The following is an 11683-nucleotide window of genomic DNA, read 5'->3' as shown; positions in this document are numbered from 1 at the left end:
GGCAAGCCAGCTCCTACAGAGGACCGCGTCTGTAGGAGCCGGCTTGCTGGCGATGGACTCAAGTGCGCCGCGTTTATCCAGATCACACGCGTTATCGTTGACGACCATCGCTGGCAAGCCAGCTCCTACAGAGGACCGCGTCTGTAGGAGCCGGCTTGCTGGCGATGGACTCAAGTGCGCCGCGTTTATCCGGTTCACACGCGTTATCGTTAACGACCATCGCTGGCAAGCCAGCTCCTGCATTACCGCTTGTCAGCCGCCAATGGCGGGGTGCGCGGTGGGATCATGCGCTGGTTCCCGGTCGATTCGAACGCCGACGCCAGGTGCAGCAGCGACGAGTCGTCATAGGCGCGCCCGGCAAACGTCAGGCCGACCGGCATGCCGATGTCCGGCATTACGCCCATTGGCACGGTGACCGTTGGCACGCCGAGGTGACGGATGGCGAGGTTGCCGTTGGCGACCCATATACCGTTGCTCCAGGCGATATCCGCCGATTGCGGATCGACATCGGCATTCGCAGGCGCTACATCGGCGACCGTCGGGAACAGCACCGCGTCGAGTCCCAGGCGATCCATCCAGTCTTCCAGATCGATCTTGCGGGTCTTCTCAAGCCCGCGCAGGCCGTCGGGTACTGTGCTGATCTGGTCCCACGGCGTGATGCCGCGCTCGGCCATGCGCACGTATTCGTCCATGCCGGCGACCAGGTCGCCCTCGCGGTTGGGCAGGGTGCCCGGGTCGTGAGGAAAGATCTGCGGGCCGTCGACATCGACCAGGCGATTCAATTTCGGATCGCCGTTGGCCTGCAGGAAATCATCGAACGCCCAGGCCGTCAGGTCCCACAGTTCATGGTGTAAAAATTCTTTGGAGACGATGCCGCGATTGAATACGGTCGGCGCGCCAGGACGATCGCCTTCGCAATTGGAGACCAGCGGGAAGTCCACTTCGAGCACTTCGGCGCCAGCGGCTTCGAGGGCCTTGCGCGCCTGTTCCCAGAGACCGATCACCGACGGGCGGGTAATGATGCGTTGGCCAGTTGGCCCGCCGATGCCCGGCGCTTCGGATGTGCCGGCTTCAGGGTCGGCGTTGATGTACATGCGCGGAATGCCGAACTTCTTGCCTTTGAGTGCTTCGCTGTTCGCCGCCAGCGCCACGTAGGATTCGGGACGCACCGAGGATGAGCTCGGGATCGGCACCCAAGGTTGCAGGCGCCACAGGTCGCCGCGGGTGTCCGGGTCATCGGCCACCACCACGTCGAGCACTTCGAGCAGGTCGGCCATGGTCCGGGCAAACGGCACGACCACGTCCATGGTCGGCGTCAACGGCCAGTTGCCGCGTACCGAGATCACGCCGCGCGACGGCGTGTAGGCACACAAACCATTGTTCGAGGCCGGTCCACGGCCGCTCGACCAGGTTTCTTCCGCCAGGCCAAAGGCCGCGAAACTGGCCGCGGTGGCAGTGCCGGCACCGTTCGACGAGCCGGAGGCGAAAGGGGCGGTGAGGTAATCAGCGTTGTACGGACTCTCGGCGCGGCCGTAGACGCCACGCTGCATCCCGCCGTTGGCCATCGGCGGCATGTTGGTCTTGCCCAGGCAGATCGCCCCGGCGGCGCGCAGGCGCTCGATGGTGAACGCATCGCGATAGGCGACCAGGTCTTTGAAAGCCGGGCTGCCCGACGCCGCGGTCAACCCTTTGACCAGATAGCTGTCCTTGGCGGTGTAAGGGATGCCATCCAGCGGTCCCAGCGTCTGACCCTTGGCGCGACGGGCGTCGGACGCTTGGGCCTCGGCGAGCGCCTCGGGGTTGCGAACCACGACCGCGTTCAGGGCGGTGGAGGTTTCGGGGCCATCGTAGGCCTCGATCCGCGCGAGATAGGCCTGGACCAATTCAACCGAGGTGGTCTGGCCGGATTCGAGCGCTGCGCGCAGTTGGGCAATGGAAACTTCGGTAACTTCGATCATGCTGCCACCGCCGATTGCAGGTGGAGGGTCCCAAACACTTCACTTTTCTCGAAATGGACTTTCATATCGTTATTCTCGTTGCACTGTGTGGCACGACAGGGTCGGGTGTTAAAAATACTGAGCACTATTTAGCATTAAACCGGGATTTTAGGAATCAGTTGTCCAATTTATCTTACAGGTGACAGAAAAAAGGTTCTTCACGCCATCCCTGGAAACTGTAGGAGCCGGCTTGCCGGCGATGGATTCAAATGCGCCGCGTTTACTCAGCTCACACGCGTTATCGTTAACGACCATCGCTGGCAAGCCAGCTCCTACAAAAAACCTGTGCAAGCCCCAAAAAAAGGCCACCACAACCCGACGTTGTGGTGGCCCGAGGGTGACACTTTAGCAGCGGCCCACCATTGTGGGCCATGGGATCAATGCGCGCCGGCAGCCTTGTTCAGGTCGCTTTCGGCCCATTCGGTGTAGACGCAGGCATCGGCCGTGGCCCAGCGCACGCGCACCGGGTCGCCCGCCTTGAGCGGCATACCGGCGGCGGAGAGTGCCTTGACCGTCATCGAGGTGCCACCGGAAGTGACCACGCTGCAAGTCTGGCTTTCACCGAGAAACAACACTTCCACGACCTTGGCCGCCACTTCGTTCCAGCCGGCGGCCAGCGGTTCGGCAACGGCTTGTTCGTTACTCAGGGCCAGGGCTTTTTCCGGTCGCACCATCAGCAGCACGTCCTGATCGGTATGCAGGCCGGCTGTGAGGCGGATCGACAGCGGCTGCCCTTCGAAAGTTGCCACCGCATTACCCTGCGCCTTGAGCTTGAGAAAGTTCGAGTTGCCGAGGAACGAAGCGACAAAGGCATTCGGCGGATTCTGGTACAGGTCATAGCCACTGCCCAGGCCGACGATCTTGCCGTGGCTGAAAATCGCGATGCGCTGTGACAGGCGCATGGCTTCTTCCTGATCGTGGGTCACATAGACGATGGTGATGCCCAGGCGTCGATGCAGTTGGCGCAGTTCGTCCTGCAAGTCTTCGCGCAGTTTCTTGTCCAGCGCGCCGAGGGGTTCGTCCATCAGCAGGATGCGTGGCTCATAGACTAGCGCCCGTGCGATGGCGACCCGTTGCTGCTGGCCACCGGACAGTTGCGAAGGGCGGCGATGGGCAAATTGTTCAAGCTGTACCAGTTTCAGCATCGCATCGACCCGGCGTTCGCGTTCGGCCGCGGCCAGCTTGCGGATGGTCAGCGGGAAGGCGATGTTGTCGCGCACGGACAGGTGCGGGAACAACGAATAGCGCTGGAACACCATGCCGATGTCGCGTTTGTGCGGCGGTACGTTGACCAATGATTGGCCGTTGACCAGGATCTCGCCGCTGCTCGGGGTTTCGAAGCCGGCGAGCATCGACAGCGTCGTGCTTTTGCCAGAACCGCTGGAGCCGAGGAAGGTGAGGAATTCACCGTCCTTGATGTCCAGCGAGATGTTGTCCACGGCGGCAAAGTCGCCGTAGTGCTTGTTCAGGTTACGCAGGCTGACCAGGGGCTTGTCATTTTGCTGCGCGGAATCTTTGATCACTGCACTCATGTCGTACTCCTGGCGCTCAAGCGCTGATTTCGTTGCGCCGGCGCAGAGCGGCGGCGATCACCATGACCAATACCGAGAGGCCGATCAGCAGCGTCGAGGCGACAGCGATCACGGGCGTCAGGTCCTGGCGCAGGGTGGTCCACATTTTCACGGGAAGGGTTTGCAGGGTCGGGCTGGCCATCATCACGCTCAGCACCACTTCGTCCCACGAGACGAGGAAGGCGAAGAGGGCGCCGGCCACCATGCCCGGACGGATCGCCGGGAAGGTCACCTTGAACACCGCTTGCAGGCGCGAAGCGCCGCAGATCACCGCCGCATCCTCGATCGACTGATCGAACAGCTTCAGCGAGTTGATGATCGAGATGATGGTGAACGGCAACGCCACGATCACATGGCTGACCACGAAGGCGAACATGGTCCCGGTGTAGCCCAGTTTCAGGAACAGCGCGTACACCGCCACGGCGATGATCACCAGGGGCACGATCATCGGCAGGGTGAACAGGCCGTAGAGCATTTCCCGGCCGGGGAAGCGGCCGCGCACCAGGGCGAATGCGGTCGGCAGGCCCAATGCGACGGCGAAGAACGTCGTCAGCACCGCCACCTTGAGGCTGGCCATGGCCGCGTTCATCCAGTCGGCGTTGGAGAAGAACTGGCCGTACCATTTCAGTGTCCAGCCCGGCGGCGGGAACACCAGCCATTGCGACGATCCGAACGACAGCAGCACGATGAATACGATCGGCAGCAGCAGGAACAGACCGATCAGCCCGGTGGTTGCATACAGGCCGAAGCGCATGCGCCGGCTCATGGCATTGGGAGTCAGGAGCATGACGGCTTACCTCGCGTTGCTGGCGCCAACCGGGGATTCCGGCTGGAGCTTCAGGTAGAAGTAGAACAGCACCAGCGTGATCACGATCAACAACGCGGCGCCGGCGCTGGCCAGGCCCCAGTTGAGGAACGACTGCACCTGCTGAATGATGAACTCGGGCAGCATCATGTTCTGCGCACCGCCCAGCAGCGCTGGGGTCACGTAGTAACCGAGGGACATCACGAACACCATCAGGCCACCGGAGAACAGCCCCGGCCGGCACAGCGGCAGGAACACCCGGAAGAAGTTGGTCCAGGGGCTGGCGCCGCAGATCGAACCGGCCTGCAGGATCATCGGGTCGATGGCCTGCATGGTCGCCTGCAACGGCAACACGATGAACGGGATCATGATGTAGCTCATGCCGATCACCACGCCGGTGAGGTTATGCACCATCTCCAGCGGTTGATCGATGATGCCCAGCGCCATCAGCGCCTTGTTGATCACCCCGGAGGCTTGCAGCAACACCAGCCAGGAGTAGGTGCGGGCGAGCAGGCTGGTCCACATCGACAGCAGCACGATGTTCAGGATCCAGCGGCCCCAGCCATGCGGCACCAGGGTGATCGCCCAGGCCAGCGGGAAGCCCAGCAGCAGGCTGAACAGCGTGACCAGCCCGGCCACCGAGAAGGTGTTGAGCAACACCCGGGCATAGGCCGAGTTGGCGAACAGTTGCTCGTAGTTGCCCAGGCCCGGCACCGGTTCCAGCACGCCGCGCAACAGCAGGCCAATCAACGGCGCCAGAAAGAACAGGCCAAGGAACAGCAGGGCGGGGACCAGGTTACTGGCGCCACGCCAACGCTGCTTCAGCGACGGCGAGGGTTGCTTCGCAACGCTCTGGCCGACTGCCGAACCGGCAGCGCCGGTGGCGCTCCCGGAGGCCGTGGATGGACGAGACGCGGTTACCGTCATTTTCATTTGACCAGCCATTCGTTCCACCGTGTCGCAATGGCCGGACCGTTCTTGGCCCAGTATGCGAAATCAAGAGTGATCTGATCCTTGGCGTAGGCCGTCGGCAGGTTCGGGGCCAGCACCGAATCCAGGCGCGCCACGCTGTCGACGTTGACCGGGGCGTAGGCGGTCAGGTTGGAGAAGTCGGCCTGGCCTTTGGCACTGCTGGCGTTGGCCAGGAACTTCATCGCCGCGTCCTTGTTTTTCGAACCCTTTGGAATGACCAGGATGTCGGCCATGACCAGGTTCTGTTTCCAGCTTACGCCGACCGGGGCACCGTCTTCTTGCAGGGCATGAATCCGGCCGTTCCAGAACTGGCCCATGCTCGCTTCACCGGAGGCCAGCAGTTGCTGCGACTGTGCGCCGCCGCCCCACCAAACGATGTCTTTCTTGATGGTGTCGAGTTTTTTGAACGCGCGGTCCAGGTCCAGCGGGTAGAGCTTGTCGGTCGCCACGCCATCGGCCAGCAGGGCCAGTTCGAGTACGCCTGGGCTTGGCCATTTGTAGAGGGCGCGTTTGCCGGGGTAGGTCTTGGTATCGAACAGCGCGGACCAGTCCTGAGGCTTGCTGGCGCCAAGCTTGCCTTCGTTGTAGCCGAGGACGAAGGAGAAGAAGAACGAGCCGACGCCATGGTCGGAGACGAAGCGCGGGTCGATCTTGTCGCGTTCAATGACTTTGAAATCGAGGGGTTCGAGCAAGCCTTCGGAGGCGGCGCGCAAGGCGAAGTCGGCTTCGACGTCGACCACGTCCCACTGCACGTTGCCGCTTTCGACCATGGCTTTGAGTTTGCCGTAGTCGGTCGGTCCATCCTGGACCACGGTGATGCCACTGGCCTTGCTGAACGGATCGGCCCAGGCCTGCTTTTGCGCATCCTGGGTGCTGCCGCCCCAACTCACGAAGTTGACGCTTTCAGCCGCCATCAGCGCCTGGCTGGTCACGCTCAGCAGTCCTGCAAAAAGAACCGCGGTCGCACGTTTGTTCAACACCATTTTCACGCCCTCATTGTTGTGTTTATGAGCGGGGCTTTCGAGTGCCCGCCTATCGGGAGCAGTAGGTCCGTCGAGTCAGCTTCGACTGTCCGGTCTATGGAATATCATATTATGGTATTCCAAGCTTTGTGCAAGCATTTTGCCGTACCGGCTATCAGCCAAAAGGTGTTTTTCAGTGACGACGCATTCCCCTGTGGGAGCGGGCTTGCTCGCGAAAGCGGTGTGTCAGACAACTTTGGGCCGACTGACACACCCTCTTCGCGAGCAAGCCCGCTCCCACAGGGAATTGCGCTAAACCAGGGGTTGCTCAGTGAACGGAATACTCTCCACCACTTCCAGGTCGTAACCGGTCAGGCCCGCATATTTCAGCGGCGGCCCGAGATGGCGCAGCTTGCCGACACCCAGGTTTTGCAGGATTTGCGCACCGGTGCCGACTTCCGAATAAATCCGTGACTGCGAACGGCTGAACTGCCGGGGCGGCTGGGTCAATTGCGGCACGCGTTCGAGCAACGCCTGCGAGGATTCGTGATTGGCCAGCACCACCACCACGCCGTGGCCTTCGGCGGCGACACGCTGCAAGGCGGCCCACAAGGTCCAGTTGGTTGGCCCGCTGTATTCGGCGCCGACCATATCGCGCAACGGATCAATCACATGCACGCGCACCAGCGTCGGTTGCTCGCGGCGCAAATCGCCCATGACCATGGCCATGTGGACACCACCTTCGATGCGATCCTCAAAGGTGATCAGACGGAAGGTGCCGTGCACGGTCGGCAAGTCACGTTCACCGATGCGCACGATGGTGTGTTCGGTGCTCAGGCGATAGTGAATCAGGTCGGCGATGGTGCCGATCTTGATCCCGTGCTTGCGCGCGAACACTTCCAGGTCCGGGCGCCGGGCCATTGTGCCGTCGTCGTTCATCACTTCGACGATCACCGAGGCCGGGGTGAAGCCGGCCAGGCGTGCCAGGTCGCAGCCGGCTTCGGTATGGCCGGCGCGGGTCAGCACGCCGCCTTCCCGGGCGCGCAGCGGGAAGATGTGGCCGGGCTGCACGATGTCGGCGGGGCCGGCATGGGCGGCGACGGCGGCGGCCACGGTGCGTGCCCGATCCGCTGCGGAGATGCCGGTGGTCACGCCGACGGCCGCCTCGATGGACACGGTAAACGCGGTGCTGAACACGCTGCCATTGCTCGGCACCATCTGCTCCAGACCCAGGCGTTTGCAGTGTTCGTCGGTCAAGGTCAGGCAGATCAGGCCACGGGCTTCACGGGCCATGAAGCTGATCGCCTCGGGTGTGCAGCAGTCGGCGGCCAGCAACAGGTCGCCTTCGTTTTCCCGGTCTTCATCGTCGACCAGCAGGACCATTTTGCCGAGGCGGTAATCTTCGATGATTTCTTCGATGCTGTTGAAGGCCATGATGGACGCTCAGTGTGTTGGCTGGAATGAATTGTGGTATACCATAATACAAAATTAACCAAGAGGTCACTATGAAGGCGTACTGGATTGCTCACGTGGATGTCACCGACCCCGATCAATACAGCCAATACACCCAGCGGGCGCCGAAGGCATTTGCGCTGTATGGCGGTCGGATTCTGGCGCGGGGTGGGCGTAGCGAGGCGATGGAAGGTCGGGCGACGCCGCAACGCAGTGTGGTGATCGAGTTTGATTCTTATGAGTTGGCGGTGGCTTGTTATCGATCGGCGTTGTATCAGGAGGCGAGGGGGCACCGCGAAGGCGTGGCGAAGGCTGAGGTGATCATTGTCGAGGGCGTCGCGCCGGCATGACAAACGCTGCATCAAAGGCGCCGCGTTTATCCTGTAAACACGCGTAATCGTTCACGACCATCGCTGGCAAGCCAGCTCCTACAAGGGGGTGGGGGAGCTAGCGGATGAAATGGATTTTCCCGCTGTCGTCATTGCCCATGTAGATGCCATACACCCCAGCCTGGCGCTCCTCGATATAGCGTTCGAGGATCTGTCGGATCGCCGGGTAGTAGATGCTGTCCCAAGGGATGTCCTCGGGCGCGAAGAATTTGTAGTCGAGGGTTTCCGGGCCGTACTGGCCGGTGATCTCCAGCGCGATGGCGCGGAAGATGATGTACACCTCGCTGATTTGCGGAACGCTGAAAATCGAGTAGGGCGAGAGGATTTCCGCACGCACGCCACTTTCTTCCCAGACTTCGCGCAAGGCCGCCTGCTCGGTGGTCTCGCCGCTTTCCATGAAGCCTGCGGGAAGGGTCCAGGTGCCGGGGCGCGGTGGAATCGCGCGCTGGCACAAGAGGTACTTGCCGTCCTGCTCGATGATGCAGCCGGCAATGATTTTCGGATTGACGTAGTGGATGTAGCCGCAGCCGCGGCACATCAGGCGCTCGTGCGTATCGCCCGGCGGCAGCTGTGACCTGAGGTCATTGCTGCCGCACTTGGGGCAAAAGCTCGGGCTGAACATTTCAGCGACCTATGCGCGGTTCTTTCAGCGCGATGGGCAGGGTGATCGCCGGGATGTCGCCGGTTTCTTCCTGCTTGCGCTTGAGGTAGTCCAGGGCCACGGCAGCGGCAGCTCGCACGTGGTCGACGCACGCCTGGTGAGCGGCCAGCGGATCACCGCCCTTGATCGCTTCGACCATGCGTTCCATTTCCTGGTTGCTGGCGCCGCGACGGTTTTCCTGGGACACGGAGGTCGCGCGCAGGTAGCTGATGCGCGCCTGCAACTGGCGCAACTGAGTGGCCGCGACATGGTTGCCCGAACCTTCGAGCAGCACGTCGTAGAAGCCCTGAACCGAGTCGATGACCTGTTGCAGTTCGCCGTCCTTGAGCGCCTTGCGGTTTTCTTCGAGGGCCTTTTCCAGGGCTTTGATGTCTTTGGCTTTGGCGCGCAGGGTGAACAGCTGCACGATCAGCCCTTCGAGCACGCAGCGCAGCTCGTAGATGTCCACGGCATCGGCCAGGGTAATGATCGCGACACGCGGGCCCTTGGCATCGGCGAATTCCACCAGGCCTTCGGATTCGAGGTGACGCAAGGCTTCGCGCACGGAAGTACGGCTGACGCCCAGGCGATCGCACAGATCGCGTTCGACCAGACGGTCTCCCGGCAGGAGCTGGAAGTTCATAATGGCGCTTCGCAGTTTATCCAGCACGATTTCGCGCAGGGTGACGGGGTTGCGATTGACCTTGAAGCTGTCGTCGAGTGGCAGGCGTTTCATGGGGTCCGCTCTGATTGTGGCTGTCCATGCAAAAAAGAGCACTTCGATTACGGGAATCCATGTGCTCGGTCAGATCAAACAGCCAAGGGTTAACTGGAGGCCTCGGCATCGGCTTCGGCGAAGGCTTCACGGGCGAGCCGGAAACTGTCTACGGCAGCGGGGACACCGCAATAAATGCCGACCTGAAGCAATATTTCGCGTATTTGCTCACGACTCAGGCCGTTACGCAAGGCGCCGCGCACATGCAGCTTGAGTTCATGCGGCCGGTTGAGCGCCGAGATCATCGCCAGGTTGATCATGCTGCGCTCCTTGAGCGACAACCCCTCACGGCCCCAGACATGACCCCAGCAATACTCGGTGACCATTTCCTGCAGTGGCCGGGTGAAGTCGTCGGCGTTCTCGATGGAACGATTGACGTAGGCTTCGCCCAACACCTGGGTGCGGATCTTCAGGCCTTTTTCGTATTTTTCGTTGCTCATTCCGATTGTCTCCTGTGGGGCTCGGACCTTTGTGCATTCTGTAGGAGCCGGCTTGCCGGCGAATGCGTCCTCAAGAACGCCATCGCCGGCAAGCCGGCTCCTACAGGTTGAACGCGCGACTCAAAGGCCACCCATCAAGGTGTATTTGAGTTCCAGGTAATCCTCGATGCCGTACTTCGACCCTTCACGGCCCAGCCCCGAGGACTTGATGCCGCCAAACGGCGCGACTTCGGTGGAAATCAGCCCTTCGTTGATGCCGACCATGCCGTACTCCAGCGCCTCGCTCATGCGCCAGGCGCGGCCCAGGTCGCGGGTGTAGCAGTAGGCGGCGAGGCCGAATTCGGTGTCGTTGGCCATTTCGACCGCCTGGGCCTCGGTGTCGAAGCGGAACACCGCGGCCAGCGGACCGAAGGTTTCTTCCCTGGCGACTTTCATTTGTGTGGTGACAGCCGCGAGTACGGTCGGCTGGTAGAAACCGTTGCCCAGCGCATGGCGTTCGCCACCGCACAGCAACTGTGCGCCGTGGGCCAGTGCGTCTTGCACGTGGTCTTCGACCTTGGCCACGGCACGCTCGTTGATCAGCGGGCCCTGGGTGACCCCGGCGTCGACGCCGCTACCGACCTTGAGTTGCGAAACCCGCTCGGCCAAACGCGCAACAAAGGCATCGTGGATGCCGTCTTGCACCAGGAAGCGGTTGACGCAGACGCAGGTCTGTCCGGCGTTGCGGAACTTGGCGATCAGCGCGCCATCGACGGCACGCTCCAGATCGGCATCGTCGAAGACAATGAACGGCGCGTTGCCGCCCAGTTCCAGTGAGACTTTTTTCAGCGTCGGCGCACATTGGGCCATCAACAATTTACCGATGGCGGTGGAACCGGTGAACGACAGTTTGCGCACCAGAGGGCTGCCGGTCAGCTCGCCACCGATGGCGATGGCATCCCCGGTGATTACGTTGAAAATGCCCGCTGGAATTCCGGCCTGTTCCGCCAGTGCGGCCATGGCCAGTGCCGAGAACGGCGTTTCCGGGGCCGGTTTGACGATGCACGGGCAACCGGCCGCCAGCGCAGGACCGGCCTTGCGGGTGATCATCGCCGCCGGGAAGTTCCATGGCGTGATGGCCGCGACGACGCCAATCGGCTCCTTGCTGACCACAATGCGCGCATCGCCCTTGTGGCTGGGAATGGTGTCGCCATAGATGCGCTTGGCCTCTTCGGCGAACCACTCGATGAAGCTTGCGGCGTAGAGGATTTCACCCTTGGCTTCAGCCAGTGGCTTGCCTTGTTCGAGGGTGAGGATTTCGGCCAGGGCGTCAGCATTTTCCAGCATCAAGGCATGCCAGCGCTTGAGCGTATTGCTGCGCTCTTTGGCGGTCAGTGCGCGCCAGGCCGGCCAGGCTTTGTTGGCGGCGTTGATGGCCAGGCGCGCGTGCTCGGCACCGAGGTTCGGCACCTGGCCGATCAACTCGCCGGTGGCCGGGTTGAAGATGTCCTGACAGGCGCCATCCGGCGCGTCCAGCCATTGGCCATTGATGTAGGCCTGCTGACGGAACAGTAACGAGGCTGCTGGGCTCATGCCGGCTCCCAAGAAAAGTGAACGGTGACTGCTCTGCTTTACCCTGTGGGAGCGGGCTTGCTCGCGAAGGCGGAGTGTCAGTCGACATTAATATGACTGACCCACCGC

11 protein-coding genes are annotated in these 11683 nt (G+C 61.9%); 1 reads left to right on the top strand and 10 read right to left on the bottom strand.

The features are described 5' to 3' along the window. Window positions 1-242 precede the first annotated feature (242 nt). From AC07XF_RS27425 to ribBA, 6 genes are all read right to left on the bottom strand, one after another. Window positions 243-1958 carry an amidase gene (locus AC07XF_RS27425; RefSeq protein ID WP_495029001.1) on the bottom strand — a complete coding sequence of 572 codons (1716 nt, stop codon included), beginning with the start codon at window positions 1956-1958 and terminating at the stop codon, window positions 243-245. 416 nt (window positions 1959-2374) lie between these two features. Beyond that, on the bottom strand, window positions 2375-3529 hold the full coding sequence (locus AC07XF_RS27420; RefSeq protein ID WP_495029000.1) for an ABC transporter ATP-binding protein: 1155 nt from the start codon (window positions 3527-3529) through the stop codon (window positions 2375-2377). Between the two features lie 16 nt (window positions 3530-3545). After that, window positions 3546-4355: an ABC transporter permease gene (locus tag AC07XF_RS27415; RefSeq protein WP_007976227.1), complete on the bottom strand. Its 810-nt coding sequence runs from the start codon at window positions 4353-4355 to the stop codon at window positions 3546-3548. Window positions 4356-4361: 6 nt separating this feature from the next. Then, window positions 4362-5306 (bottom strand): ABC transporter permease, encoded by a 945-nt coding sequence (locus tag AC07XF_RS27410; protein WP_495028999.1) that lies wholly within the window; start codon window positions 5304-5306, stop codon window positions 4362-4364. Beyond that, window positions 5303-6328: an ABC transporter substrate-binding protein gene (locus AC07XF_RS27405; RefSeq protein ID WP_007991905.1), complete on the bottom strand. Its 1026-nt coding sequence runs from the start codon at window positions 6326-6328 to the stop codon at window positions 5303-5305. The genes AC07XF_RS27410 and AC07XF_RS27405 overlap by 4 nt, the downstream gene beginning before the upstream one ends. Window positions 6329-6619: 291 nt before the next feature. Beyond that, window positions 6620-7741: a bifunctional 3,4-dihydroxy-2-butanone-4-phosphate synthase/GTP cyclohydrolase II gene (gene ribBA / locus AC07XF_RS27400; protein ID WP_495028998.1), complete on the bottom strand. Its 1122-nt coding sequence runs from the start codon at window positions 7739-7741 to the stop codon at window positions 6620-6622. 71 nt (window positions 7742-7812) lie between these two features. Between ribBA and AC07XF_RS27395 the strand changes: the two genes are divergently transcribed. Further along, complete coding sequence (locus AC07XF_RS27395) at window positions 7813-8109, top strand: DUF1330 domain-containing protein (protein ID WP_495028997.1); 297 nt, start codon at window positions 7813-7815, stop codon at window positions 8107-8109. Between the two features lie 97 nt (window positions 8110-8206). Here AC07XF_RS27395 and AC07XF_RS27390 read toward each other — a convergent pair whose 3' ends face one another. From AC07XF_RS27390 to AC07XF_RS27375, 4 genes are all read right to left on the bottom strand, one after another. Further along, window positions 8207-8770 (bottom strand): NUDIX hydrolase, encoded by a 564-nt coding sequence (locus tag AC07XF_RS27390; RefSeq protein ID WP_310064832.1) that lies wholly within the window; start codon window positions 8768-8770, stop codon window positions 8207-8209. 1 nt (window position 8771) lies between these two features. Then, window positions 8772-9524: a GntR family transcriptional regulator gene (locus AC07XF_RS27385; protein ID WP_015095667.1), complete on the bottom strand. Its 753-nt coding sequence runs from the start codon at window positions 9522-9524 to the stop codon at window positions 8772-8774. Between the two features lie 89 nt (window positions 9525-9613). Beyond that, window positions 9614-10003, bottom strand: a complete 390-nt coding sequence (locus tag AC07XF_RS27380; protein ID WP_008059553.1) for a carboxymuconolactone decarboxylase family protein — start codon at window positions 10001-10003, stop codon at window positions 9614-9616. 120 nt (window positions 10004-10123) lie between these two features. Then, window positions 10124-11575, bottom strand: a complete 1452-nt coding sequence (locus tag AC07XF_RS27375; protein WP_495028996.1) for an NAD-dependent succinate-semialdehyde dehydrogenase — start codon at window positions 11573-11575, stop codon at window positions 10124-10126. Between the last annotated feature and the right edge of the window lie 108 nt (window positions 11576-11683).

The sequence above is a fragment of the Pseudomonas sp. GW821-FHT01C01 genome, assembly GCF_059422645.1.
Note: the sequence above shows the minus strand (reverse complement) of the source record. Positions and strands in the feature narration are given on the sequence as shown.

Bases quoted from the DNA above. Each gene is read 5' to 3' on its own strand.
- AC07XF_RS27390 (WP_310064832.1), bottom strand. From the start codon at position 8,770: ATGTTCAGCCCGAGCTTTTGCCCCAAGTGCGGCAGCAATGACCTCAGG.
- ribBA (WP_495028998.1), bottom strand. From the start codon at position 7,741: ATGGCCTTCAACAGCATCGAAGAAATCATCGAAGATTACCGCCTCGGC.
- AC07XF_RS27385 (WP_015095667.1), bottom strand. From the start codon at position 9,524: ATGAAACGCCTGCCACTCGACGACAGCTTCAAGGTCAATCGCAACCCC.
- AC07XF_RS27410 (WP_495028999.1), bottom strand. From the start codon at position 5,306: ATGAAAATGACGGTAACCGCGTCTCGTCCATCCACGGCCTCCGGGAGC.
- AC07XF_RS27395 (WP_495028997.1), top strand. From the start codon at position 7,813: ATGAAGGCGTACTGGATTGCTCACGTGGATGTCACCGACCCCGATCAA.
- AC07XF_RS27425 (WP_495029001.1), bottom strand. From the start codon at position 1,958: ATGATCGAAGTTACCGAAGTTTCCATTGCCCAACTGCGCGCAGCGCTC.
- AC07XF_RS27420 (WP_495029000.1), bottom strand. From the start codon at position 3,529: ATGAGTGCAGTGATCAAAGATTCCGCGCAGCAAAATGACAAGCCCCTG.
- AC07XF_RS27375 (WP_495028996.1), bottom strand. From the start codon at position 11,575: ATGAGCCCAGCAGCCTCGTTACTGTTCCGTCAGCAGGCCTACATCAAT.
- AC07XF_RS27415 (WP_007976227.1), bottom strand. From the start codon at position 4,355: ATGCTCCTGACTCCCAATGCCATGAGCCGGCGCATGCGCTTCGGCCTG.
- AC07XF_RS27405 (WP_007991905.1), bottom strand. From the start codon at position 6,328: ATGGTGTTGAACAAACGTGCGACCGCGGTTCTTTTTGCAGGACTGCTG.
- AC07XF_RS27380 (WP_008059553.1), bottom strand. From the start codon at position 10,003: ATGAGCAACGAAAAATACGAAAAAGGCCTGAAGATCCGCACCCAGGTG.